Source organism: Nitrosomonas sp. (assembly GCF_019752095.1).
Classification (GTDB): Bacteria; Pseudomonadota; Gammaproteobacteria; order Burkholderiales; family Nitrosomonadaceae; genus Nitrosomonas.
In genome coordinates this window covers 23,889-48,807 of record NZ_JAIEMO010000013.1, presented here as the reverse complement: position 1 = coordinate 48,807, position 24,919 = coordinate 23,889, and the positions used below count along the sequence as shown (strand labels likewise).

Here is a 24,919-nt window from a genome sequence, read left to right as displayed (position 1 = left end):
AGTAGCTAGGAAAATAACAATTAAAATTCTAAGTTAGTTAATTTTTCTGGGAATTCTCGTATTAGACTGGGTATTTGGCTGGGAGAAACGGGTTTGCTGAAAAAATAACCCTGTAATTCAAAGCAACCATGACTGATTAAAAAAGTAGCCTGGTCCCGTGTTTCGATACCTTCAGCTGTTACCTGAAGATTAAGCTTCTGTGAGAGTGCCAGAATCGCTGCTGCAATCGCACAATCATTTTTATCCAACGGGATTCCTTTAATAAAGCTTTGGTCGATTTTTAAACGATGTATGGGGAGATTTTTTAACGAACTCAAGCAAGAATAACCTGTGCCAAAATCATCTATGGAGATGAGTATTCCAAGCTTCTTTAATTGCTCCAAACAGGTGATATAAATTAATTCGTTTTGTAGACAGGATTCTGTGATTTCCAGTTCGAGTAAATGTGCTGGAAGAGAGTACTGGTGCAATAAACTGGCAATATATTTTTGCAGGTCTTTATCTGCGAGCTGACGTATTGAAACATTTACAGACATACGCAAATTATCTAAGCCCTCAATTCGCCATTGATGTAATTGCCTGCATGCTTCCATCAGAACCCAATTGCCAATATCGATGATGAGTCGACTTGATTCGGCAATAGGAATAATTTCTGCGGGAGATAACAATCCTTGCTTGGGGTGCATCCAACGAATTAACGCTTCGACTCCGGTTATTTTTCTATTATCTAAAGAAAATTGTGGTTGAAAATGAAGTAAAAATTCATTGTTGATTAGCGCTTGACGTAATTCTCTTTCTCGCGTGAGTTGATGAATGGCTATTTGTGTCAAACCAGGATGATAGAAAGCGTAATTATTGCGCCCGTTATTTTTGGCCTCATACATGGCAGTGTCTGCCATTTGAATTAAATGATCTGAATGATCGGAATGGCTTGGATATACGCTGATGCCAATACTGCACGACGGAATTATTTCCATACTATCGATGTATACCGGTTCCGAGACGCAATCCAGAATTTTCTTGGCGATTTTTATCAGGGCATCATGGGATTCAATATTTGTAGCAATAGCAATAAATTCGTCACCACTCAACCTTCCTAACGTATCACTTTGGCGTAATACGGATAGCATTTTTTTCGAAAGAAGGCATAGCAGAGAGTCACCTTGTTTATGTCCAAAAGTATCGTTGATACGTTTGAAGTTATCCAGATCAATGAATAATACGCCTAACATGAATGAGTCTCGAGTTGCTAACGCTATTGCCTGATTAAGTCGATCTTTGGTTAACATACGATTAGGCAAGTTTGTAAGGTTATCGTAGTATGCAAAATGTGATAATTGCTTCTGCGTTTCACGAATTTTTGTGATATCCGATATCATCACGACAAATTGTCTTCCCCTATTTGCCTCGACGGGAATGAGTCCGATTGTAAGCCAGATATACATGGCCTCTTTGTTTTTTTTATATACTTTGATTTCACCACGCCAATGGCCGTGCTTCTCAACACTTTGCCACAACTCTTCATAGATGACTGCGCCCAGAGATTGATGGGTAAGAAAAGGTAATTCTTTGTTCTTTATATTTTGTTCCCGGTACTTGGTTATGGAATGAAAGGCATCATTGGCGCAATCAACTAGCCTATTCTTGTTAAGAATAATAATGCCTTCTGTGGAGCATCTAAATACGGTGGCTGCCTGCGCCAAACGGTCTCTGGCCAGCCGATTTTCAGTGGTCTCCTGTAAGATGCCGACGACTTGGTGCTTGCCAGCATCACCATTCGTAAATGATTTGCCGTATAACTTGTACCATATGCTTTTTTCTGTATGAGTATTTACACTAAATTCTATTTCTGCTGAAAATCCTTCTTTACTGCATAATTTGTCAATAAAATTGAGAATTCTCTGTTTGTCGTTTTCATTAATTGTAAGAAAGAAGCTTTCCCAATCAGTTATGGGTTCAAGAGTACCTTTGGGACTTTTGCCCATAAATATGTTATGTGAAGCCCTTGCCACCTCCCAAGTACCCATGTGTGCTGCCTCTAACGCAAGGCGTAAGTGCTGCTCACTTTTTTTTAATAAAGTATCGCTTTCATAGCGTTCTATACTGACTTGGATAATAATGTTTAATTCTCTGTCTGAGAATGGTTTTAATAAATATCCGTATGGCTTGGTAGCTTTTGCACGAATTAGGGTTTGTTCTTCGGAATAAGCAGTGAGATAGATAATTGGAATACTATGCGTTTTCTGCAATATACTGGCTACTTCAATGCCATCCATGTTTCCTTGAATATGGATATCCATCAAAATAATATTGGGGGGAGCTTGGCTTATTAACGCCAGCGCTTTTTGACCGTTGGCAGCCATACCTGTTATTTCGTAGCCTAATTTGGACAGGCGTCTTTTTAGATCTAGCGCAACTATTTTCTCGTCTTCGATAATCAGTATTTTTAAGCGCTCATTCATATTCCGTAACCACGTATGAAATAATCAATATTGAGTCTATTTATAATTCGAGGAAAGACTTGTTGACTGTGGTTCAAGTAATTGAAGAGTGTAATGAATACCTTTCTGCAAGTCTTGGCGTAATTCAATATCATAGGTATTCTAAATTTTTTACACTTAAAAATTAAAAGCTAAAGAACAGCTCCGCCAAACTTACTGTAAAGGTAACATAAAGAATGAATTAATTAATATCAGAAATATCCTACGGAGCGTAAGTGATAGGTATTAGATGGTTAAAGAATAATTGCTTGGTTAGGTATATTTTTCGGAACCGAACTCATTTGTCGTTCTGTTTTCATTTTGCATCGCGAATTTACCCGTAAATCTGATATCGTTGTCCGCTGGCGAGTTGCTAGTAGCACCTCATTTTTTAATTTGATATAAATGTTCAGAGAGTTATCTACTAAAGCGGCGCGCTACTGCGTGATATTATATAAATCTTGAATTTAACCTTCTGAATCCATTCTGAATTTTGATTTAACTCGTTATAAAATATAACGAACAGTCTCATTGCCATTAACAGGAGAAATAGTGTTATGACAGAGCCAACGATAACCTGTCCAAATTGTAAAACTGAAATTAAACTTACCGAATCATTGGCAGCTCCCCTGATTGAATCAACGCGCAAACAGTTTGAACAACAGTTGGCGAAAAAAAACAATGAAATTATTCAACGCGAACAGGCGATGCGCGATAGAGAAAAGCAATTAATTGAGGACAAACGTAAGCTAGAAGATCTAGTGGCTAGTCAAGTGGCAGAGCAATTGAAAACAGAGCGTACGCGCGTGATTGCAGAAGAATCTCGCAAGGCTAAATTGGCCAGTGCCGCCGAACTGGAAAGCAAGGCGCGAGAATTAATCGAATTACAAGAAGTGTTGAAGATCCGCGATGAAAAACTCGCGCAAGCACAACAGGTGCAAGCCGAACTGATCAAGAAACAGCGTGAACTCGATGACGCTAAGCGCGAACTGGAGCTCACGGTTGCCAAAAGAGTGCAGGATGGATTGATCGAAGTTCGTTCACTCGCCAAGAAAGAAGCCGAAGAAGAACAGAAATTCAAGGTGATGGAGAAGAAACAAACCATTGCCGCGATGCAAAAACAGATCGAAGATCTCAAACGCAGGGCTGAGCAGGGCTCGCAACAACTGCAAGGAGAAGTGCAGGAACTCGAACTGGAAAACCTGTTACGCATAAAATTTCCTTATGATGCGATTGAACCGGTTCCCAAAGGTGAATATGGCGGGGATGTGTTGCATCGTGTTGTCGGCGCAGGCGGTCAACCATGCGGCGTCATTTTATGGGAATTCAAACGGACCAAGAATTGGAGCGATGCTTGGTTGGTGAAGCTACGCGATGATCAACGCGCTGCGAAAGCAGAAATTGCTATTATTGTGAGCCATAGTCTGCCAAAAGGCATTGAAACGTTTGAATTGATTGAAGGTGTCTGGGTTGCTCACCCGCGTGCTGCACTGCCGGTAGCGATGATTTTACGTCAATCCTTGTTGGAAGTTGCGCTCGCGCGCCAGTCGTCAGAAGGTCAGCAAACCAAAACCGAGATGGTTTACCAATACCTTACCGGTCCGCGTTTCCGTCAGCGCGTGGAAGCGATTGTCGAGGGGTTTTCTACCCTGCAGGAAGACCTGGAAAGGGAGCGCAAAGTGATTATGAAACAATGGGCTAAACGTGAGGAACAGATTGAGCGCGTGATGACGGCAACAGTGGGCATGTATGGCGATTTGCAGGGGATTGCGGGCAAATCATTGCAAGAAATTGAGGGACTGGAACTGACTGCACTTGAAGTCAGAGACACTGACTGACGATGCCAAGCAGCAAAATCCCCTAAGATTAAGTTGAGATCAGATTCTAAGACGCTCAACAATATTTCCTTTAAGCAAGTGTTCATCAATAATTTCATCAATGTCTTCTTGATCGATATAAGTGTACCAAGTTTCCTCGGGATAAACCACAATAACCGGACCTTCACTGCAGCGATCAAGGCACCCAGCATTATTCACACGGATTTTTTTCTTACCATCGAGTTTTAATGATTTGATGCGCTGTTTGGCATAATCGCGCAATTCCTGGGCGCAGAAATTATTGCAACATTTGGCACCACCTTCACGTTGATTGGTGCAGAAAAAGACATGGTATTGATAATAGCTCATGAAGATGATATTGAAGTTAGCAAAAATGAATTGTTAGTTTAACGTAATTTTCTTGTTCAAATTTGATTGGTGATGCGATGTGTAGTATTTCTAATATTAATCAAGAATTGCTTTCACGAGAAGAATATTTTTTCTGTGGAAAAATTCATGATTGAAGCGAGTCAGTGGAGTATTTGCCAAGCCAGTAATCCAGCCAGCAAGACTGCAATAAGTAACAGCAGTCGATTTTGTCGTTTCTCTTCGATGACCAAGTCGGTCATTCTTTTTTCTAAATCATGATTGCGGTTTTCCGCAAAAGCTTGGTGTATCAGGCGAGGAAATTCCGGCAGGATAATTGCCCAATTCGGGGCTTCTTTTTGTATACGGCTGGCAAGTCCGCGCAGGCCAATTTGCTCAGCCATCCAATGTTCTAAGAACGGTTTGGCGGTTTTCCAGAGATCCAAATTTGGATCCAGATCACGGCCAAGGCCTTCGATATTGAGTAGTGTTTTTTGCAGTAATACTAATTGAGGCTGGATTTCGACATTAAATTGCCGAGAGGCCTGAAACAGTTGGAACAGAACTCGCCCAAATGATATTTCTTTTAGCGGTTTGTCGAATATGGGTTCGCAAACTGCGCGTATGGCAGATTCAAAATCATCTATGCGAGTATTTTTTGGCGCCCAGCCGGCTTCAACGTGAGCTTGCGCAACGCGCCCGTAGTCGCGACGAAAGAAAGCCAGAAAGTTTTGTGCCAAATAGTTTTTATCTTGATCACTGAGTGTTCCCATAATGCCGAAATCAACCGCAATATATCGACTATCCTGACCGACAAAGATGTTTCCCGGATGCATATCGGCGTGAAAATAGCCGTCGCGAAATACCTGGGTAAAAAATATTTCCACTCCAACACGCGCCAATTGGGGGATATCTACCCCTTGTGTCGTTAATTCTTCAACATGACTGATAGGGGTGCCTTTGACGCGTTCCATCACCATTACGCCGTTGCGACAATAGTCCCAGTAGACTTCTGGCACCAGCAGCAATGGAGAATTCAGAAAATTTCTGCGTAATTGGCTGCAGTTAGCTGCTTCGCGCATCAGATCAAGCTCATCATCCAAATGGCGAGCGAACTCCGAGACCACTTGCCTCAGTTTTAGGCGTTTGCCATCTGACCAGAGTGTCTCTGCCAGCCAAGCGCCTGTATCCATCAATGCAACATCATGTGTGATAATAGGTTCTAGATTAGGACGTAATATTTTTACCGCCACTTCGGTTCCATCGTGCAAGACCGCAAAATGAACTTGCGCAACGGAGGCGCTAGCTATTGGTGTTTCATTAAATTTGAAAAATACTTCATTGATTTTCCGACCATATTCTTTTTCTAACGTTGATAATACGAGTTGCAAAGAAAATGGGGGAACCTGATCCTGCAATTTCGCCAGTTCATCAGCGATATCGTGAGGTAAGAGATCGCGGCGAGTGGATAGCATCTGGCCAAATTTGACAAAAATAGGGCCTAATTTTTCTAAAGCCAACCGTAATCTCTCTCCGCGCGGTTTATCCAGTTTCCGCCAGAAAGTTAATGTTCTCACAATGATTCGTAACACCCGCAAACGACTATGGTTTAAGACAAATTCATCCAATCCGAATTGGAAGGCGACGTATTGTATTTTTAGAAGTCGGAATAGGCGCATGAGTGAATCAATATTTGATAAGTAAGAATGGTGCTAAAAAAATTAATTAGAATGCCTCAGGTATTTGGTATTCGGGTTTGATTTTACAGTCATCTGCGCATTGCCATTCGATAAGAAGTACCTGCTTCATGGAACTGTCTATTCATTTGCTAAAGTACTCTGTTTCGCCAATTTATTTATCCGCTGTTCTAGTTGTTCAATATTGAGTTTTATGTTATTGATTTCTTGTGAAAATAGATAGATTGCGTCGGGTTTGACTAAAAAAACATTTTCTTCAGTCAAATATTCGATCAATGTTTGAACGAAGCGATCAATATTTTTTATCTGCCATTGCATCAGATGCTCGCCCGTTTGGACGATTCGGTGCGCTGGTATGTCCCCGATCGCATTACTAAGATCGTGTTCAAAGATTCCTTTGAAGTCGATTTGCTTACCGATATTAATCAATTCTTCAACCAAAGCTGGATTGCCAGCGGTTTTTATTTGCGCGAATGCATTTAATTCCCGGGCCAGTAATCTTGGCAGTATTAGCGGGGATAATGTCAGTGTTGCATCTGCATTCATAGATTCATCAATTTTCTGTAATTCACCCGCTGTGTCGATAAGCATTTTAAGATTAATTAATGGAGAAATCTGGACGCAGATTGTTTTACCAGAAAAAGATTGCAATCGCTTCGATGCCCAACTTGCGCTACGTAAAACATGATTAATCGGAGTGGTTACAACGGTTGTCAGCATTCTATGTAATTTTGTAAATTGTAATAGCAGGAACAGAAGAAATAGCTGTAATTTTTTTGCTTAGTTTTTTCATGCAAAATTTAACCATATTTTAGAAATTGATCAGCTTTCTCCTCAAGCTTACAATGGCTTTGCGAGTATAGCATTTTAATTTGAATTGATTATAGGTTCTCAATATGCCTTAATGTTTTACTCTGACTGTTGGATCGACTAGCTTATCAATGGTATCGTCATTGCAGGATTGAAGCTTGGAATTATAATTTCAGCGAAAGGTTAGCTTTAAGATAATTTTATTGCTGCTAGGGAGCATGCAGGATGCTGAATGATTTAACAAATCGTTTAATAATAATTGGTTGTTAATATGCAAGAAAAATCAAATACACGCAATATATTCATTGTCTTGTGCGCGCTTGTGAATGGTTTTTTATTGTCGTTCCTTGGTTTTGGATTACTTTGGAGTGGCATTTCCTGGTATATGCAATTAGTTATGGCATTACCATTTCTGTTGCTATCCTACGCAGTGTATCGTTGGAGCAAAGGAGCGCTGGGAATCTGTGCTTTTATATTGTTGGGTGCAGCACCACTTGGGATATTAATAACTCGATTCCGCGATACCAACGATTCACATCTAATGCCCACACTTGTTGTTCTCAGTTGGATTTTAGGAATGCTGGCAGGTTGTTATTTAGGCTATTTACGGAGTACGCAAATGGAGTCAACTAAGCGTGTTACTGTTTCCAAGTAAAGAAGTAAGGCGTTAGATTTTATTTTTGCTAGCGGCAAAAACTATTTTCCATTTTTTCTATGAGATCGCTTTTATCTCAATTCAATCCACACCGGTTGATGATCCGAAGCTTTTGTTTCAGCATCAATGCCGTGCGTTTTCAGGTGTTTTACTAATCCACTGGTAATCAACACAAAATCATAGCATTCCGGACGGTCGACAAAATCTACCGGGTGGATGCCGACAGTTGGTGCATGTGGCATGCCGGGATTCAATATCGACCAGGCATCGTGAAAGCTCGATGTGCCATCATTGAAAGGCGCGAGAATTTGCGCGTGTTCGGGCGCTGTGGCTGGGAAGTTGAGATCGCCGCACAAGATTGCTTCTGCCGGTCTGGGAAAGACTTCGAAAGTTTTGCCTCGTTCCTCAGCTAGAAATTTTCGTTGCGACATTGCGCAAGCCTCTTGATGCAAGTGCCGAATGACGTCGATCTGGATTTCGCGCTGGTGCTGTGAATAGTATTCGAGGTGTGTGGTCATGATGCGCAGCGGACCAATATCTGTTGTCACGACGGCCTCCACCAGTACGCGCTGCATACTGGGTGTGGCTAATTCCGCTTGCCATGGCAGTAAGTGCCGCCATACCTGGCCGACGGGAAGGCGGGTAAAAATGGCGTTGCCGAACAGACTGCGACCGCCATGGCGGTTTGGGATATCGGTGGCTGCGCCGTAGATTACAGTGTAACCAGGCAATTGTGCTGAAAGCTCGGCAACCTGATTCTCGCCTCGGCTACCAGGTAAGTCGGGAAAATTGACTGCGACTTCCTGCAGGCAGATGACATCAAATTCACCCAGTTGGTGGATCGTTCGAATGATACGCGCAGGATCGACTTGTCCGTCCATTCCGCGTCCCCATTGAATGTTCCAGCTCAATAGCTGCATGATTTTCATCCTAAACTTGCTGGTGCCCTCGGGTTCTCAAAAATCAAAGCGATTTATAGGTTCTGATAAAATTCGCGCTTAACTCGATTAACGTAGTCGCTCAAATTCTTTCTTGCTAATCCATAATCTTTAAGCGGCGACTCGATCGGGCAACCGATGATATTGATGAGGAGTCCGAATGCAGATGTATCGAGCGCTGTTGGTTGATCACCCAGGAAGTATCTTTTGCTCTCTAGCGTTGCAGATAGCGCATCGAGATCTTGCTTGCCCAGTGCAAAGATTTCTTCCGCTTGGTGTCTGCCGGTGCCATGACCATAAATTTGCTGTTGGATTTTGCGGCGTGTTCGATTGGCAACGATATCCCTGATAACGGGCGGTAATCTTCCAAAAATCGCTTTCTTGTTTATTTTCCAGTTTTCGTCCGTGTATTGCCATCGCGAATAGAGTACGGTCCAAAACAAATGTTCTTCGAGTAAGCGCTGCATGGCAATCGATATTGCCAGTTCAGCATCGTTCAGATCTTTATCCAAATCCTTATACGAAGACTTTAAATAAGTCACAATGAAACGCGAATCCCCGATAATTCTACCGTTATCTTCAATGTAGGGTAGTTTTCCTTTGGGGGCACCGATAGGTAATACAGGCACAATTTCATAGTCAATGCCAGCCATTCGCAAGTAAGTTTCTATTTTGCAGCAGAAAGGACTTAAGTTTGGAATATTCCAGGTACGTTCAAATTGATAAAGCTTTAGCATGTCTGCAATCCTGACAGTGATTAATTGAGCGCATACTTGTATAATGCAAGTCACTGTATCGCATAAGCTTGCCAATGGCAAGTGACAGTAGCGATATTACAGGGGATTCACTTTTTAGATATAGAGATTAATGGATAATGGTTGATTATGACGAACGAAACCACGAGCGATCTTGCTGCCCGATAGCTTGTGCGTTGGATCATTTGGGAGATAAATGGACTTTGTTGATTATCCGGGATTTGTTGTTGGGTAAAAAACGCTATCAAGAATTCCTGGAATCACCGGAACAAATTGCTACTAATATATTGGCGAACCGGCTTAAAAAGCTAGAGGCTGTCGGTATCTTAACGCAGCAGATTTATCAGAAAAAACCGATACGATACGAATATGTGTTAACAGCAAAAGGGGAAGATCTGCGGCTAGTATTGCAGACTCTAGCGGAATGGGGAAAGACCTATTATCCAGGCACAAAAGTTTTTATGACGCATGTGTGAAATTGTAGTCACCCATTCTGTATCCAAAAGCACCCCGTAACAAACTCCGGGGTGCTATACAGGATAATTATGCAGTGGGATTCGGTTTCTCACCAGCGTCACGGTTTTGCGTTGCAGCAATATTGTTTTCTAACGTCATAACTCGAGATTCCAATCTTGCAATCAATGCCTTGGTTTCAGGAGATTCCATTGGAAATTGCGGTTTAGCTGCAGAGGAGTGAATTTCCAGAGCTTCGACACGTGTTTGTAGTTGTTCGGGAAGTTTCTCTGTCTCGGGGCCTGCAAGGTGCGTAAACTCTACGCTATCTTCATAGGGTTCACGTGTGGTGCCCGTTGCCTTGATAATGGCACCTGCGATTAAGCCGCCAACAATTGCGATGATAAGCGTTATCATTATGCCATTAAACTGTGCAATTGCGATCCCGGGAACTATCAGGAAAGCACTGAGACCGCCTAGTAACCCGGGCATTCCGTGTAAATTATGCACGCCACAGGTATCCACGATTTTAAATTTTGACTCCAGTAACGGTTGCAAAAATACATATCCTAAGACGGAAAGTGCGCCAGCGAGCAAGCCGATACCGAAAGCTCCGGTAGGAGACACTACATCGCAGACGGAACCGATGGCTACACCACCGGCCAATGCAGCATTGGCCATATCCACCATGGATGTTTTGCCGTTATGCAGTTTAGAACTTAGGAAATAAGTGGCGATAGTTGCACCTGATAATGCTAACAAGGTGTTGACTACGGTTTGTGGCATGTTCTCTAGTGGCACGAGTGCAGTGGCAAAACTGGGCCAGAACAACCACAGCACCATGGATCCCAACATGGCAAAACGATCCGACGTATGATCTGATTCAATCAGTTTGCTGCGTTGGTACTCGGTCGTTAAAACAATTGACATACTCAACCCAAAATAGGCGCCGAAAGCATGGATGACAACCGAGCCGGCGGTATCTTGGAACCCTGTGGTATAGCCGAATGCATCATCAAGCACAATCCATTCGTTCAATAGATAAAGCGGAACAACTAACAATGCCAGCAAAGCATACTGAAACACGCGTAAACGGCCCAATACTGCACCCATGGCGATAAGGGCTGTGGCAACGGATAGCTCGGCGAATAACAGAGAATCAAGCGTATGAGGTGATAATTGATGTCCAAAAATACCGTTTGCACGTAACAGAATGTAGAGAGGAAGTCCTACCGCAACAACCAGATAGGTGCCGGTTACCGCACCAAAGCCATAGCGGCGTACAAATACCATTAGAAAACCAAAGCCGATCAACAGCATGGCTAAGATATGAATAATATAATTATACTGCGCGACAACACGCGCTTCACTTAAAACGGGCGTTTCTGCACTGACTAAGCCGCTGAAACTCAGGAGAAGCATGCCGATTGCTCCTGATAGTATCGGATTAAAGCTTTTATTCATGTGATTTTCCTTATTTTAGTGATTTCTCGGGTTAATCCTCGACGAAATTCAGAGGAAGGGGCGTAGGATATTAAAATTATAAAAACCCCATCGGGAGTGTGAACTTTAATTACCTTAAAGACAATAGGGATTAGAGAAATAATTATGAAGCGGATAGACTCCTGGAGGGGGTTGTCATCGTATTTTTCAGGATGACAGCCAGAGAACCATGGATTATTGTTAATTCATAGCACTTAATAAAAACGGGAACCTAAGCCCCCGTTCTTAATTAAGTCTAAATTACACCGCTGAATCTTTTCTCCTACGTGCCATGAATCCGATCAACCCTAGACCAGCTAATAACATGACATAGGTTTCGGGTTCCGGGACAGCCGTAACGTTGACGTAATCATAGCGAGTCGTTGATTCCCAGATCGAACCCAGCGCTATTCCGCCGGTGAGAATAGGATTGTCATCATGGAAATGTGCGGCAGTTGTTCCATTGATTGTGATATCGAAGTTGCTACCCACCGCGAGAATATCGACCGTGTTATCGGTGCTGTTCAGAATCCCTTGATCTAAGATACGAGTGACATTAAATATAGTAATGTCATCTACTATCTTGCTGAATACTATGGAGTCTGATGGAAATCCGGGGTTTGCATTTGGCGTATATATTTGCAGTCTATAATACGTCCCTTCCGTCCATGCATGCATATCTTGTACCCGAAATTGTATTTGACCGTTGTACCAATCATCGCCGCCACCCAACGGGTTGAAACGAGTCGTTAACTGATAATTCGACCAAGTGGAATCTCCTTCATGCGTCATAATAAAAGCATCTCAGCTTCCGGGTGTAGAACCCTGCGTTCTGACCCACCCATCATCCATGGTGGCATAGCCTCTTTGAACATCCCATGTAGGCCCCAGACTGGTGCCGCTAAAATCATCGCTGAATAGCGTAACTGCATGAGCGGAATTAACGCTCACAAAAATCAAACCACCAAATATGATATTGATAATATTGGCTTTATAAGTCTTCATAATTCTTCTCCTAAAAACAAACTAACTTCATAACTAAATAAACAAAGCAATCATGTTGTGTGAATTCTTGATTTGGAAATAACCTAAGGGTAATCCAAGGGTAATTTTGGTTCTTCTAGATTATCTTCTATGCTCTTTTATACTTGGCGGATTCAACTTTTCTCTGTATTACAATAGTTCATTATCTTATGGTCACTGTAAACCAATTTGATGTAAATCAACATAAGGTGGATTGGCAATTAGACAAATGATTAATCGCTGGGTTGATAAAATTGAAAGTGTCGAGTAATGGCTTTTTAGTTTTTTGTTGATACTTGCTATTTCAAGATCACGCGAGGGGTGATAGATCGCGAATTTAGAATATTATTGATGAATCATATTGTTGCTTTGTTGTCACTGTTCGTGATTCTATGGAAGAATTTAATTCGAGCCGAGCATAGCGATATATGTATAGCTCTGCTTATTAGCGGTAAATAGTACGATGTATCCCGGCTTTTAAAGCTTGAATAGCATCTTCCGTGCTGGTTACGATTTGACGATGCGGACAAAAGATATTTTTAGCCAGTTCACGTTGCGCGTTAAATTGCTGCACCAATTCAATTTTTTGCCATTCCGGTGTACGAGGTTGTATCCAGGTTTTATCATCTCTTCCGAGTGCATACAGTTTTCGTTCGCTGGTAGCGCAACGGATGCCCTCGTAGCTGACATTGAGAGCGCCTGTCGATGATTTGACGACTAAAGTAAAGCGGATTACGCCATCTTCACCAATATTAATGGAAGTTGTATCAATCAAATAATGATTACTGGAGACAACACCCGCATCGAATTCCATCAAGTTTGTGGTATCTGGATAAGCGGGAAGTTGTGTTAATTGCTCAATCCATGGCTTGTCGCTTTCGAATTGATCCTTGAAAGGTGGTTTGGCGCAGGCAAACAACAAAATACAGAGTAAAACGCAAATTCGTTTCATGCGCCGGATAAGTCTTGCAACAATGAGGTGCGGATATTGCTGTCGACGGCATCAATCGTTGCTTGATAAGCGGGATGATCAACACCGATACTTAATGCTGCACCTTCCTGAAGTTCTTGAATCATATCAAGGGTGAGCTCAAAGCGAAGAAAATGAACCGCTGAAGTTTTTTCGCTATTTTCCCGTTCCAGATCTTCGTCAGCAATAGCATATACGGGTGTATGCCCTGCGATTCTGACCCATACTTTATCTTCAATGCCGATCAAACCGGCCAGTTTAACGGCGCGTATCGCAGGATCCGGGTATTCAATCAACATCGTAGCCTTCCAGTTATGTCCATCGGGAATCAACGGTGTATATGTTTCCAGTTCGTGCATGATTTCATCTTCGTGAAAGATGCGCTCGACGTACAACATTTCCTGAATTTGATAACGAACGGTGACAGCGTCTTCGAAGATAAGCGTGATATTTTGTCCCAGGGGGATTTTGCGCGTTTTCTTATGTGCCATCACTTGGGTGCGAAAATCCTTGCGGATTTTGGCATAGGCTTCCAGTGTTAACAAATCATCACGAGTAATTTTAACCATGTGTTTCTCATTATAAATGGACTTAGGTAATTGGTTTAACGTCGTCAATCGGTTGATGCTCGGCGTCAAAATCGTACGCCATGCGCAATAGAGTAAGTGGATGCAGCTTTTGCGCCTTACTTGCACCGATACCTTGCTCAATATGCCGCGCAGCAATGGCGCAGTCTGAGCTGATGTAATCCGGGTCAGAAGCGGCCATTTGTTTGAAAACGGGACGACCTATTTTCATGGAATCCGCAAAGTGTTCGCTTTTCACGCCCCAGGTTCCGTCATGACCTGAGCAGCGCTCGACAGTATTGATGGTTGTTTCTGGAATAAGCTGCAGTATATCGCGTGTTTTTTTTCCAATGTTTTGTACACGTTGATGACAAGGTATATGATAAGCCACAGTGCCAAGGGGTTTCTTGAAATCTGTTTTAAGTAATTTATCCTGATTTCTTAATACCAAGTATTCAAATGGATCAAACATCGCAGCAGCGACGGCTTGAACTGCTTTATCCTGTGGAAATAATAGTGGCAATTCCTTCTTGTACATTAACGTACAAGAAGGCACCGCGGTGAGAATGGCATATCCCTCTTGGGCTAATTTTAGTAAATGCGGGATATTCTCGTTTTTAAGTTTTTCTACCGCCTCCAAATCACCCAATTCCAGTTTGGGCATTCCGCAACAAGCTTCTTTTTCTGCCAGGCAAGTCGGGATTTCATTATGCTGCAAGATTTTTAATAAATCGTGTCCAATGCCAGGCTCATTATAGTTGATGTAACAAGTTGCGTAGATAGCAACTTGTCCAGGCGTACGCGCACCGTTAATAACGGGGAAAGCGTTGCTGGGTTCAGCATTTGAGCGGAATGTCTGGGTTGCATATTCGGGCAATTTTCTATCAGCATGAATGCCCAACATGCCATCCATTAACTTGCGAGTAATGGGTGTCTTGTTTACTGCATTAACGGTTTGAACCACGACAGGAATGGTGGCCAACTTACCTATCAAATCGGTATTTGAGAGCAATTTGTCACGAAATCCTGCACCTTTGTATTTATATTTGACTGTTTTTGCACGCAGCATTAAATGAGGGAAATCAATGTTCCATTCATGTGGCGGCACATAAGGACATTTGGTCATAAAACACATGTCGCAAAGATAACAGCGCTCAACCACTTCCCAGAACTGGTTTTTATTGACGCTATCCAATTCGCCTGTGGTGCTTTCATCAATTAGATCAAACAGGCGTGGAAAGGCTGTGCATAAATTAACGCAGCGCCGACATCCGTGGCAAATATCGAAAACCCGCTCCAATTCCTGGTTCAAGCTGGCTTCATTATAAAAATCGGGATTCTTCCAATCGATTGGATGACGCTTGGGTGCTTCGAGACTTCCTTCGCTGATGGTCATGATGAATTTTACGTATCAAAAAATTCGAATAAAGCAATACAGGGGCTTATCCAGATAGACTTTGATTAAACCCCTGTTGATTCAAACTAAAGCACCGAATTAGTCAGCTAAACTATCTAATGCGCGTTGAAAGCGATTCGCATGAGAACGCTCGGCCTTGGCTAGTGTTTCAAACCAGTCGGCGACTTCATCAAATCCTTCATCGCGTGCTGTTTTGGCCATGCCGGGATACATGTCCGTGTATTCATGTGTTTCACCTGCAATGGCCGTTTTCAGATTGTCACGAGAAGCGCCGAATGGCATGCCAGTAGCTGGATCACCGCAATTTTCCAGATATTCCAAATGACCATGGGCATGGCCGGTTTCACCTTCCGCAGTAGAACGAAATACAGCAGCCACATCATTTTGCCCTTCTACATCCGCTTTAGCTGCGAAATATAAGTAGCGGCGATTGGCTTGAGATTCTCCGGCAAAAGCGGCTTTCAGATTGCCTTCAGTTTTAGATCCTTTAAGTTCCATCATTTTCTCCTTTTTAAATTAACATGTAGTTATATTTGATCTCGATGAAAAGAATGTATTTATGTAATGCACAAAACCGAGACTAGTTGATAAAGGAAGGTATGAGGTAATAATTGTGGCACCCTGTCAACACTTCTTTCAATTTATTCAGAACATGGTGAGTGTGCATAAATACAAAATCCGATCCGTTCACGGAGACTATCGAAGGGTTTGTGGATTGTCAACTATCTACCAATAGATCGGTTGCAAACAAATAAATTATCCAGCTGACTCTTGATTCAAATTTATGTTACGCATAATTTACGTTTTTTTGAGTAAAGCGTTGCAACAAATTTTGCTGAAATTTTTTGCAGGTCTGCATTGTTGTGGGATCATTTAAAATTAATTGCAGCATCTTATTTAGCTGCTATCCTTTGGTTCAGTGAGTTTCATATTTTCACTTTTGCCGACAATCCCTTGTTTAATCATTGCATCAATTAATCTAAAGTATGCCATCACTTCCTTATTGGCGCCTTTCCGGCTTTTATTTTTTCTATTTTGCTTTTATTGGTGCTTTTGCGCCGTATTGGAGTTTGTATCTCCAGTCACTGTCATTTAGCGCATTGCAAATTGGTATTTTGATGTCCTTATTGTTAGTTACGCGTATTTTTTCTCCAACTGTCTGGGGGTGGTTGGCGGATCATACCGGTAAGCGAGTTTGGGTTGTGCAGATCGCAGCAATAAGCGGTTTTGTGAGTTTCTGCGGTTTTTTTGCTGGAGAATCATTTGCTTGGATTTTTGTTGTCATGCTGATGATGAGTTTCTTTTGGAGTGCTTCATTGCCGTTGATGGAAGCGATTACATTGTCTCATTTGGGAGATTATACCGATAAGTATGGACGGATTCGTTCCTGGGGATCGGTTGGGTTCGTTGTGGCGGTGATTGGCATTGGTTATCTATTGGAAGTAATGGAAATTATCTGGCTACTTTGGATTCTGTTGGGACTTAAACTGGGCATTGTGATTTTTTCTTATCAAATTCCTGAAAAAGAAATTATGCATTATGCTACAGGGTTGCTTTCGATACGGCAGATATGTCTGCGCCCGGAGGTTATGGCATTTTTGTTATCCAGTTTATTGATGCTGTTTGCGCATGGCGCTTACTATACGTTTTTCTCCATTTATCTCGTCGAGCATGGCTATGACAAAGGATTTGTCGGATGGTTATGGGCGATTGGCGTGATTTGTGAAATTGGAATTTTTTTTATCATGCCGTGGTTGATGCAACGGTTTCGATTGAAGCATATCCTGATTTTCAGTTTTGCTTGTGCCATCCTGCGTTTTGTATTGATAGGTCAATATGTCGAATGGCCAGTGATTATTGTCATAGCGCAGATTTTACATGCAGCGACCTATGGAACGCATCATGTTGCAGCCATGATGGTGATCCATCAATTTTTTCGGGGGCGTCATCAAGCGAAAGGTCAAGCGATTTATACCAGTGTCGCCTACGGAGTGGGTGGGGCTTTGGGGGCGGTATTTAGCGGTTATACCTGGGATTGGTTGGGTGCGGGTAACACTTTCTTTATGAGTGCAGCAGCAGCGCTTGCGGGCTTGATGCTAATTGCATGGAAAATGAAGTCATTTAATCATTAATAAGCGATAGTGTGGTTAGTTTGTTGAATTGGTAAACTTTATGGGATAATTGCACGTTACGTTCGATTTTATTTTTTACTGATGCAAACATTATACGACAAGCTTTGGAATCAACATCTGGTGCATACTGAATCTGATGATCCGGGTAGTATGGCATTGATTTATATTGATCGTCATTTAGTGCATGAAGTGACTAGCCCGCAAGCGTTTGAAAGTCTGAAACTGGCTGGGCGGAAGCCTTGGCGCCTTAATTCTATACTCGCGGTTGCAGATCACAATGTTCCGACTACCGACCGCAGTCAAGGTATTCAAGATCCCATTTCTCGCTTACAAGTCGATACACTAGATCAGAATTGCGATGAACTGGGAATTACTGAGTTCAAGATGAATGACTTGCGTCAGGGCATTGTGCATGTGATTGGTCCTGAGCAAGGCGCTACGTTGCCTGGTATGACAGTAGTATGTGGCGACTCGCATACCAGTACGCACGGCGCATTTGGATGCTTGGCTTTTGGGATTGGTACCTCGGAGGTTGAGCATGTATTAGCCACGCAATGTCTATTGATGAAGAAGTCTAAAACCATGCGCATCTCGGTGGAAGGCAATTTGGGGCTAGGGATTACTGCCAAAGATATTGCTTTAGCGATTATCGGTGAGATTGGCACTGCGGGTGGAACTGGTTATGCAATTGAATTTACTGGCAGTGCTATCCGTGCGTTATCAATGGAAGGGAGGATGACGCTGTGCAATATGGCGATTGAAGCCGGTGCGCGTGCGGGGATGGTGGCTGTGGATGATACCACCATTGATTATATTAAAGGGCGGCCGTTTGCTCCCAAAAACGAATTATGGAATAGCGCTGTTGCATTCTGGCGCACACTGCGTAGTGATGCCGATGCTGTATTTGATCGAACAGTGACATTAGACGCGACGCAGATCAAACCTCAGGTAACTTGGGGCACATCTCCCGAAATGGTGACAACAATAGATGGAATCGTGCCTGATCCTGCGTGTGTTCCTGATGAAGTAAAGCGCCATGATATGCAACAAGCGTTGAACTACATGGGGCTAAGCGCCAATACTCCGATCCAGAAAATTAACCTGGATAAGATTTTCATCGGTTCCTGCACCAATTCACGTATTGAAGATCTGCGCGCGGCGGCACAGATTGTCAAAGGGAAGCATATTGCGGCTAATATCAAACTGGCGCTGGTGGTTCCAGGTTCAGGTTTAGTCAAGAAACAGGCGGAACAAGAGGGGCTGGATCAAATTTTTCGCTCAGCCGGGTTTGAATGGCGTGAACCGGGTTGTTCTATGTGTTTAGCAATGAATGACGATCGATTGACCGCAGGTGAACGCTGTGCTTCAACCTCAAATCGAAATTTCGAAGGCCGTCAGGGCCCTGGTGGCAGGACGCATTTGGTTAGCCCTGCAATGGCTGCTGCTGCTGCAATTGCAGGACATTTTGTTGATGTGCGTAAACTGAGTAACTAATAGTGAAAAATATTTTTTTGCTGTGCATGAACAGCAAGTATACTTGGCCAAATACGATATAAATTAATGGAAAAATTTGAAACAATTACAGCGTTGGTGGCACCTATGGATCGAGCTAATATTGATACCGATGCCATCATCCCGAAGCAGTTTCTCAAATCAATTAAACGCACCGGTTTTGGTCAAAACCTATTTGATGAATGGCGATATCTGGATCATGGCGAACCAGGCATGGATTCATCGCAACGTAAACTGAATCCAGCTTTTATATTAAACCAGCCACGTTACCAAGGTGTGGAAATACTGCTGGCGCGTGCAAATTTTGGCTGCGGATCAAGTCGTGAACACGCTCCTTGGTCGCTCCAAGATTACGGTTTTCGCGTCATTATCGCCCCTAGTTTTGCGGATATCTTTTTTAATAATTGTTATAAGATTGGTTTGTTGCCAGTTGTTCTGGACGCGGCGATATTGGACTACTTATTTGAGGAAGTAAAATCAATAGAAGGGTACCGATTGACGGTAGACCTTCAGAATCAAAAGATTATCTCTCCAAAAAGAGAAGAATTTACATTCGAGATTGATATTTTCCGTAAACAGTGCTTGCTCAATGGCTTGGATGATATTGGTCTAACCCTGCAGCACGCTGAAAAAATAAATCAATTTGAGCAGAAACGACGCAATGAACAGCCTTGGTTGTTTATGTAAGTGACCGTGTGAAAGTGGGATAAAATGAAAATTGCTGTATTAGGAGGCGATGGTATCGGGCCGGAAATTGTTGCTCAGGCCGTGCGTGTATTAGATGCTTTGAGAACTGATGGTCTGGGTATTGAATTGGAATGCGGATTGATCGGGGGCTGTGCAGTTGATGCCACTGGAGAACCGTACCCTGATGCGACCCATCGATTAGCCAGTCAGGCGGATGCAGTTCTCTTGGGTGCTGTTGGAGGCCCGCAATATGATGCTTTGCCGCGCGAGCAGCGTCCTGAGCGTGGTTTGCTTGCGATTCGCAAGAAGCTTAATTTATTCGCTAATTTGCGTCCCGCAATGCTTTATCCGGAACTCGCCAATGCCTCTAGTTTAAAATACGACGTGGTTGCCGGTCTCGATATCATGATCGTGCGTGAATTGACCGGCGATATTTATTTTGGCGAGCCGCGCGGGATTGAGATTCGTCATGGAGAGCGTGTTGGATTTAATACCATGATCTACAGTGAGGCCGAGATACGCCGCATCGCACATGTTGCGTTTCAAACGGCTGCTAAGCGTCAAGGTAAATTGTGTTCCGTAGATAAAATGAATGTGTTGGAATGTACACAATTATGGCGTGACGTTGTCGCTGAGGTTGCTAAGGAATACCCGCAAGTGGCTTTGTCGCATATGTTGGTTGATAATGCTGCTATGCAATTGGTTCGTAATCCAAAACAATTTGACGTCATGGTCACCGGAAATATGTTTGGTGACATATTGTCTGACGAAGCCTCCATGTTAACAGGTTCCATTGGCATGTTGCCTTCAGCCTCCTTAGATGAGAATAATAAAGGATTATATGAACCTATTCACGGTTCAGCGCCTGACATCGCTGGAAAAGATATAGCTAACCCGCTTGCGACAATACTGTCAGTAGCTATGATGCTGCGTCACACATTCAATCAGGAAGTGGCGGCAAAGCGCATAGAAAATGCGGTTAAAAAAGTTTTAGCGGCGAGCTACAGGACAAAAGATATTGATGAAGCCGGCATGAAATCTGTAGGCACAAAAGCCATGGGGGATGTGGTTTTGGCAATGCTGTAATTATACTTAATGACAAATTAATGCATTTTTAGGAAATAAAGGTGTAATTAATGCATTAATCATTTTGTATCATTTTATAAAGTAAGTTAATATTTATGCAGTTTTTTATTTGATTAACGAATTGAATTGTTAATTTAGAAAAAGAGATAAGCAATGAAGCAAGTTGGTTTTGTAGGTTGGCGTGGGATGGTTGGATCTGTGCTAATGCAGAGAATGCGGGAAGAAGAAGACTTTTCTCTGATTGATCCTGTTTTTTTTACAACCTCACAAAAAGGTGGCGTAAGCCCTGAAATTGGCAAGGAGACGCCACCGTTAAAAGATGCCTTTGATATTGATCAACTGAGCGCGATGGATATCATCATTTCCTGTCAAGGCGGGGATTATACGCATCAGATTTTTAAACTGTTGCGTCAATCGGGTTGGCAAGGATATTGGGTTGATGCCGCTTCAGCATTGCGCATGGAAAAAGATGCCGTGATCATATTGGATCCGGTCAATAAACCTGTGATTGAGCAGGCCCTTCATAATGGAGTAAAAAATTATATTGGTGGCAATTGTACAGTTAGCTTGATGTTAATGGCGGTTGGCAGTCTTTTTGAAAAAGGTATGGTGGACTGGATGAGCGCCATGACTTATCAAGCCGCATCGGGCGCCGGGGCCAAAAATATGCGTGAACTGTTGCAGCAAATGGGTGAGGCACATCGAGTGGCGAAGGATTTGTTGGATAATCCTGCTTCCAGTATTCTGGATATTGATCGTGAAGTTGCTGGCACATTACGTGATAAAAGATTTCCAACTGAAAATTTCGGTGTTCCGTTAGCGGGCAGTTTAATTCCCTGGATTGACAAAGAAGTTGCTAATGGACAAAGTCGAGAAGAATGGAAGGGACAAGCCGAAACCAATAAAATTCTTGGAACAAGCGACCGGGAAATTCCTGTTGATGGTATTTGTGTGCGTGTTGGTGCAATGAGGTGCCATAGCCAAGCGTTAACCATCAAGCTAAAACAAGATGTACCATTAGATGAAATTGAAGAAATTATTGCAAATTCAAATGATTGGGTTAAAGTGGTTCCCAATGAGAGAGAAGCCACTACCTCACAATTAACGCCAACGGCAGTAACGGGTACTTTATCAATACCAGTAGGGCGATTACGCAAACTGACAATGGGCGGTGAATACTTATCTGTTTTTACCGTAGGCGATCAATTACTTTGGGGTGCCGCAGAGCCATTGCGTAGAATGTTGCGCATACTGATTGCACACTAAATATCTTTCGATATCCTGAATACAATAGTCGAATGTAGTATTTTATTATTTCGAGTTTAATCTTTCGTTACATTAACGAATATTGGTAGATAGAAAACCAGCAACTTGAAGAGCATATATTTCACACCTTACTTGTGAGGTGCTTTAACTGATTATAGGTTTGTTTGATTAGCCTGTAATTTGAGGCGTAATCGCAACTAGTGTGATTATGTTGCAATACTAGCCTTTCGATATTTATTTCCAAAAAACTAGAGAGGGTACTTCGGTGTATAAAACATCTTTTAAAGTAAGCTTGTTTGCAATTATTCTGATGCTGCCATGGGTTGCTGTTCCAGCAGCTGGACTCGGTAAATTGACACTTAACTCTGCGCTAGGGCAACCTTTTAGCGCTGAAATCGATATTGTATCGACCGATACTGATGAAATATCATCTCTAAATGCTAGTGTGGCTACTCGTGAAGCATTCGCACAAGCCGGTATAAACTATGAATCTGTTTTGTCAGCTTTCAAGGTCTTAATCGAAACGAGAGCAAATGGTAACCCTTATATTAAATTGACTTCGCCGCAAGCAGTTAATGACCCGTTTTTAATGTTACTGATGGAGTTAAATTGGTCTTCAGGGCGCATTTTGCGGGAATATACCGTTCTACTTGATCCTGTTGAATCACCAGCACAAAATCTGGTGGCAGCCAATACAAGCCCTCCACCCATAGTTGGTGCATCAGGTTTTGATGCAGAAAGATCACCGCGCATCAAAAATGATAATTCAATTACAAATTCGGTTCAATCAACTGCCGATACATCCAGTCGATCCAATAAGACCTATGGTCCAGTTAACCGAGGTGATACCTTATCATCGATTGCGAGTCAGGTTTTACCCGCCGGTGTCGATCTTAATCAAATGCTGGTGGCGCTTTATCGTGCTAATCGTGAGGCTTTTATCGCTAACAACATGAATTTACTTAGGACAGGCGTGATTTTGAAAGTGCCTGAGATGAATGAAATAACAGCAATTGATTCATCAGTTGCAAGAACCGAAATAAAAACACAAATAGCAGATTGGCGTAATTACAGGGAGCGGTTGGCAGCAATTAGCCAGGAATCCTCAGCACCTCATACAATCAGTCAATCAGATCAAGGTCAGATTACAACCAGCATTGATAAGAAATCGACATCTGCTCCCGATGCACCCAAAGAGGTTCTGAAACTATCCAGCGGAGCACAGTTACTTGACACAGATGGTCAGATTGCTGAATCTACACTGGTTGATCGTCTCCGTATGATGGAAGAGGATGCGATTGCGCGAAATCTTGCATTAAAGGAAGCGAATGAACGTGTAGCTATGCTGGAAAAGAGTGTTGAGAACTTGAAACAATTACTAGAGCTTAAGGATTCGGTATTAGCGCAGGCACAAACTAAGGCGGAATCAGTTCCAACATCAATTAGTAAACCGGAATCACAAGTTCTGGCAGACGAGGCTTCGGTTACTGAGAACGTAGCTTTGGATTCTGTGTCTGTGCAAGAAGAGACACCGATAATTCAACCAGCTGCAGAAGCAACGGTAGTCAATGCGCCTGCTGCAGTATCTGATGAAGAACCCGGTCAATCACTGCTTGATCAGGCATATGATTATATCGAATACATCGGTGCTGCTTTAATTGTGCTGTTGTTACTTATTTTATTGATTCTTAGAAGACGCAAAAATCAATCACACGACGATGAAGAAGTAGAAGAAAATAATGAAGAAGATTATTCTTCAGCAATGCGTTCTCGAATAGCCTCAATGGCTGCTGCCAAAGCTGCGTCTGTTACTGAGGAAGATCGATCGTCATCTGAAAATTTGGATCATGACCAATCTTTTCAAGATGCAGACCCTTATTCTCAAGCCGAAGAGTCGGAAGAATTTAATAGAGATCCTGATTTGTCTTACGAAGACAGCGCCGAACATACTTTGCAATCTGAGTCTGAAACTGAGTCGATTACGGAGTCGCAGGTTGGCGATGAGACATTTCCGGAAGATTCACAGATTATCGATAGAAACTTAAAAGAAGATTCTGAAGAAGAGTTTGGTCAATCGATTGATTCTACTGAAGATAATGGTTCTTCTGGATTTGCAAATCAAATTGATTTTGATTTGAGTGACGAAATTGATGAAATTGCAGCGAAAGGAAAAACTGAATTAAAGGATGCCAAGCAAATAAAAGAAGCTGAAAAAATTTCTGATTCTGATTATGCGGTAGAGATTGAATTTGATGAGCCAGAACAACCGCCTGCTGTTGTCAGCTCAAGTGATGAAACTACAGAGAAGAATAAGGACGATTTTGAGTTTTCTCCTTCAGAAATTGATTTGACAGATAAGCAAAACCTAAACGAAATTGAGATTCCCGCACTCAGTGATGATAGCAGCACTGATTCAGGAAAGCCTACACTTGATAATGATCCTCTGGAGTTCGACCAATCTCCAGATATTACACAAAATGATAAAGAATCAAATTCGTCAGCGATAGTTCCTGAAATTGATTTGGCCGCTATTAATTTGGATCTAGAGGATTCTGGCGCAAGCGATGACAAAGTTAAAAAGGAAGATTTAAGCACTCAAAGTGAAGCATGGCAAGAAGTTGAGACAAAATTAGATTTGGCTAAAGCATATCAAGAGATGGATGATAAGGAAGGCGCCAAAGAAATGCTTGAAGAAGTCATCCGAGACGGTGACGCAAAGCAAAAGAAAGCTGCGAAGAAAATGTTAAAAGATCTGTAATGATTATTATCTAGTTTGTTACAGCTTATTTGGAAAGGCAGTTTCTATT

22 protein-coding genes are annotated in these 24,919 nt (G+C 42.4%); 9 read left to right on the top strand and 13 right to left on the bottom strand.

All coding sequences use genetic code 11. The features are described from left to right. Window positions 1-20: 20 nt before the first annotated feature. Entirely contained in the window at window positions 21-2,462 is a 2,442-nt protein-coding gene (locus tag K2Q13_RS05510; protein WP_292919785.1) for an EAL domain-containing protein, read from the bottom strand. A 575-nt stretch (window positions 2,463-3,037) separates the two neighbouring features. Here K2Q13_RS05510 and K2Q13_RS05505 point away from each other — a divergent pair. After that, a complete protein-coding gene (locus tag K2Q13_RS05505; RefSeq protein ID WP_292919783.1) occupies window positions 3,038-4,318 on the top strand; it encodes a DUF2130 domain-containing protein in 1,281 nt (426 codons plus the stop codon). 39 nt (window positions 4,319-4,357) lie between these two features. On the opposite strand, the gene K2Q13_RS05500 is transcribed toward K2Q13_RS05505, so the two are convergent. The 3 genes from K2Q13_RS05500 to K2Q13_RS05490 form a co-directional block, all read right to left on the bottom strand. After that, on the bottom strand, window positions 4,358-4,666 hold the full coding sequence (locus K2Q13_RS05500) for an NAD(P)H-dependent oxidoreductase subunit E (RefSeq protein ID WP_292919781.1): 309 nt from the start codon (window positions 4,664-4,666) through the stop codon (window positions 4,358-4,360). Window positions 4,667-4,827: 161 nt separating this feature from the next. Beyond that, window positions 4,828-6,342 (bottom strand): ubiquinone biosynthesis regulatory protein kinase UbiB, encoded by a 1,515-nt coding sequence (gene ubiB / locus K2Q13_RS05495; protein ID WP_292919779.1) that lies wholly within the window; start codon window positions 6,340-6,342, stop codon window positions 4,828-4,830. 138 nt (window positions 6,343-6,480) lie between these two features. Next, complete coding sequence (locus K2Q13_RS05490; RefSeq protein WP_292919777.1) at window positions 6,481-7,080, bottom strand: SCP2 sterol-binding domain-containing protein; 600 nt, start codon at window positions 7,078-7,080, stop codon at window positions 6,481-6,483. A 361-nt stretch (window positions 7,081-7,441) separates the two neighbouring features. Here K2Q13_RS05490 and K2Q13_RS05485 point away from each other — a divergent pair, with 361 nt between their 5' ends. After that, window positions 7,442-7,825: a lysophosphatidic acid receptor gene (locus tag K2Q13_RS05485; protein WP_292919776.1), complete on the top strand. Its 384-nt coding sequence runs from the start codon at window positions 7,442-7,444 to the stop codon at window positions 7,823-7,825. 71 nt (window positions 7,826-7,896) lie between these two features. Here K2Q13_RS05485 and K2Q13_RS05480 read toward each other — a convergent pair whose 3' ends face one another. Both K2Q13_RS05480 and K2Q13_RS05475 read right to left on the bottom strand, forming a co-directional pair. Then, a complete protein-coding gene (locus K2Q13_RS05480; protein WP_292919774.1) occupies window positions 7,897-8,745 on the bottom strand; it encodes an endonuclease/exonuclease/phosphatase family protein in 849 nt (282 codons plus the stop codon). A gap of 53 nt (window positions 8,746-8,798) precedes the next feature. Continuing rightward, window positions 8,799-9,500: a glutathione S-transferase family protein gene (locus K2Q13_RS05475; protein ID WP_292919772.1), complete on the bottom strand. Its 702-nt coding sequence runs from the start codon at window positions 9,498-9,500 to the stop codon at window positions 8,799-8,801. A 137-nt stretch (window positions 9,501-9,637) separates the two neighbouring features. Between K2Q13_RS05475 and K2Q13_RS05470 the strand changes: the two genes are divergently transcribed. Then, window positions 9,638-9,994: a helix-turn-helix domain-containing protein gene (locus K2Q13_RS05470; RefSeq protein ID WP_292919770.1), complete on the top strand. Its 357-nt coding sequence runs from the start codon at window positions 9,638-9,640 to the stop codon at window positions 9,992-9,994. 67 nt (window positions 9,995-10,061) lie between these two features. Here the strand turns inward: K2Q13_RS05470 and K2Q13_RS05465 are convergent, their stop codons facing one another. From K2Q13_RS05465 to K2Q13_RS05435, 7 genes are all read right to left on the bottom strand, one after another. After that, a complete protein-coding gene (locus K2Q13_RS05465) occupies window positions 10,062-11,435 on the bottom strand; it encodes an ammonium transporter (protein ID WP_292919768.1) in 1,374 nt (457 codons plus the stop codon). 279 nt (window positions 11,436-11,714) lie between these two features. Next, entirely contained in the window at window positions 11,715-12,245 is a 531-nt protein-coding gene (locus K2Q13_RS05460; RefSeq protein WP_292919766.1) for an FxDxF family PEP-CTERM protein, read from the bottom strand. A gap of 12 nt (window positions 12,246-12,257) precedes the next feature. Then, window positions 12,258-12,458: a hypothetical protein gene (locus K2Q13_RS05455; RefSeq protein ID WP_292919764.1), complete on the bottom strand. Its 201-nt coding sequence runs from the start codon at window positions 12,456-12,458 to the stop codon at window positions 12,258-12,260. 463 nt (window positions 12,459-12,921) lie between these two features. Further along, window positions 12,922-13,428 (bottom strand): CNP1-like family protein, encoded by a 507-nt coding sequence (locus K2Q13_RS05450; protein WP_292919762.1) that lies wholly within the window; start codon window positions 13,426-13,428, stop codon window positions 12,922-12,924. Continuing rightward, a complete protein-coding gene (locus K2Q13_RS05445) occupies window positions 13,425-14,015 on the bottom strand; it encodes a DUF3501 family protein (RefSeq protein WP_292919760.1) in 591 nt (196 codons plus the stop codon). The genes K2Q13_RS05450 and K2Q13_RS05445 overlap by 4 nt, the downstream gene beginning before the upstream one ends. A gap of 22 nt (window positions 14,016-14,037) precedes the next feature. Then, window positions 14,038-15,408 carry a heterodisulfide reductase-related iron-sulfur binding cluster gene (locus K2Q13_RS05440; RefSeq protein WP_292919758.1) on the bottom strand — a complete coding sequence of 457 codons (1,371 nt, stop codon included), beginning with the start codon at window positions 15,406-15,408 and terminating at the stop codon, window positions 14,038-14,040. 99 nt (window positions 15,409-15,507) lie between these two features. Continuing rightward, window positions 15,508-15,927, bottom strand: coding sequence for a rubrerythrin family protein (locus K2Q13_RS05435; RefSeq protein ID WP_292919862.1), 420 nt, complete (start codon window positions 15,925-15,927; stop codon window positions 15,508-15,510). A 488-nt stretch (window positions 15,928-16,415) separates the two neighbouring features. On the opposite strand from K2Q13_RS05435, the gene K2Q13_RS05430 reads away from it, so the two are divergent. The 6 genes from K2Q13_RS05430 (at window position 16,416) to K2Q13_RS05405 (ending at window position 24,870) form a co-directional block, all read left to right on the top strand. Continuing rightward, window positions 16,416-17,561, top strand: a complete 1,146-nt coding sequence (locus K2Q13_RS05430; RefSeq protein ID WP_292919757.1) for an MFS transporter — start codon at window positions 16,416-16,418, stop codon at window positions 17,559-17,561. An 81-nt stretch (window positions 17,562-17,642) separates the two neighbouring features. Further along, the gene (gene leuC, locus K2Q13_RS05425; protein WP_292919755.1) at window positions 17,643-19,055 is read left to right on the top strand and encodes a 3-isopropylmalate dehydratase large subunit; all 1,413 of its coding nucleotides are present in this window, start codon (window positions 17,643-17,645) and stop codon (window positions 19,053-19,055) included. Window positions 19,056-19,121: 66 nt separating this feature from the next. Next, entirely contained in the window at window positions 19,122-19,760 is a 639-nt protein-coding gene (gene leuD, locus K2Q13_RS05420) for a 3-isopropylmalate dehydratase small subunit (RefSeq protein ID WP_292919753.1), read from the top strand. A gap of 24 nt (window positions 19,761-19,784) precedes the next feature. Then, entirely contained in the window at window positions 19,785-20,846 is a 1,062-nt protein-coding gene (gene leuB, locus K2Q13_RS05415; RefSeq protein WP_292919751.1) for a 3-isopropylmalate dehydrogenase, read from the top strand. Window positions 20,847-20,999: 153 nt separating this feature from the next. Continuing rightward, window positions 21,000-22,112 (top strand): aspartate-semialdehyde dehydrogenase, encoded by a 1,113-nt coding sequence (gene asd / locus K2Q13_RS05410; RefSeq protein ID WP_292919749.1) that lies wholly within the window; start codon window positions 21,000-21,002, stop codon window positions 22,110-22,112. 310 nt (window positions 22,113-22,422) lie between these two features. Then, on the top strand, window positions 22,423-24,870 hold the full coding sequence (locus tag K2Q13_RS05405; RefSeq protein WP_365725348.1) for a FimV/HubP family polar landmark protein: 2,448 nt from the start codon (window positions 22,423-22,425) through the stop codon (window positions 24,868-24,870). The last annotated feature ends 49 nt before the right edge of the window (window positions 24,871-24,919 follow it).

Coding starts and splice junctions, on each gene's coding strand:
- K2Q13_RS05445 (WP_292919760.1), bottom strand. CDS start 14,015: ATGGTTAAAATTACTCGTGATGATTTGTTAACACTGGAAGCCTATGCC.
- ubiB (WP_292919779.1), bottom strand. CDS start 6,342: ATGCGCCTATTCCGACTTCTAAAAATACAATACGTCGCCTTCCAATTC.
- leuC (WP_292919755.1), top strand. CDS start 17,643: ATGCAAACATTATACGACAAGCTTTGGAATCAACATCTGGTGCATACT.
- K2Q13_RS05405 (WP_365725348.1), top strand. CDS start 22,423: ATGCTGCCATGGGTTGCTGTTCCAGCAGCTGGACTCGGTAAATTGACA.
- K2Q13_RS05470 (WP_292919770.1), top strand. CDS start 9,638: ATGGTTGATTATGACGAACGAAACCACGAGCGATCTTGCTGCCCGATA.
- K2Q13_RS05505 (WP_292919783.1), top strand. CDS start 3,038: ATGACAGAGCCAACGATAACCTGTCCAAATTGTAAAACTGAAATTAAA.
- K2Q13_RS05500 (WP_292919781.1), bottom strand. CDS start 4,666: ATGAGCTATTATCAATACCATGTCTTTTTCTGCACCAATCAACGTGAA.
- K2Q13_RS05440 (WP_292919758.1), bottom strand. CDS start 15,408: ATGACCATCAGCGAAGGAAGTCTCGAAGCACCCAAGCGTCATCCAATC.
- K2Q13_RS05435 (WP_292919862.1), bottom strand. CDS start 15,927: ATGGAACTTAAAGGATCTAAAACTGAAGGCAATCTGAAAGCCGCTTTT.
- K2Q13_RS05490 (WP_292919777.1), bottom strand. CDS start 7,080: ATGCTGACAACCGTTGTAACCACTCCGATTAATCATGTTTTACGTAGC.
- K2Q13_RS05450 (WP_292919762.1), bottom strand. CDS start 13,428: ATGAAACGAATTTGCGTTTTACTCTGTATTTTGTTGTTTGCCTGCGCC.
- K2Q13_RS05430 (WP_292919757.1), top strand. CDS start 16,416: ATGCCATCACTTCCTTATTGGCGCCTTTCCGGCTTTTATTTTTTCTAT.
- K2Q13_RS05485 (WP_292919776.1), top strand. CDS start 7,442: ATGCAAGAAAAATCAAATACACGCAATATATTCATTGTCTTGTGCGCG.
- K2Q13_RS05475 (WP_292919772.1), bottom strand. CDS start 9,500: ATGCTAAAGCTTTATCAATTTGAACGTACCTGGAATATTCCAAACTTA.
- K2Q13_RS05465 (WP_292919768.1), bottom strand. CDS start 11,435: ATGAATAAAAGCTTTAATCCGATACTATCAGGAGCAATCGGCATGCTT.
- leuD (WP_292919753.1), top strand. CDS start 19,122: ATGGAAAAATTTGAAACAATTACAGCGTTGGTGGCACCTATGGATCGA.
- K2Q13_RS05480 (WP_292919774.1), bottom strand. CDS start 8,745: ATGCAGCTATTGAGCTGGAACATTCAATGGGGACGCGGAATGGACGGA.
- asd (WP_292919749.1), top strand. CDS start 21,000: ATGAAGCAAGTTGGTTTTGTAGGTTGGCGTGGGATGGTTGGATCTGTG.
- K2Q13_RS05460 (WP_292919766.1), bottom strand. CDS start 12,245: ATGACGCATGAAGGAGATTCCACTTGGTCGAATTATCAGTTAACGACT.
- leuB (WP_292919751.1), top strand. CDS start 19,785: ATGAAAATTGCTGTATTAGGAGGCGATGGTATCGGGCCGGAAATTGTT.
- K2Q13_RS05510 (WP_292919785.1), bottom strand. CDS start 2,462: ATGAATGAGCGCTTAAAAATACTGATTATCGAAGACGAGAAAATAGTT.
- K2Q13_RS05455 (WP_292919764.1), bottom strand. CDS start 12,458: ATGAAGACTTATAAAGCCAATATTATCAATATCATATTTGGTGGTTTG.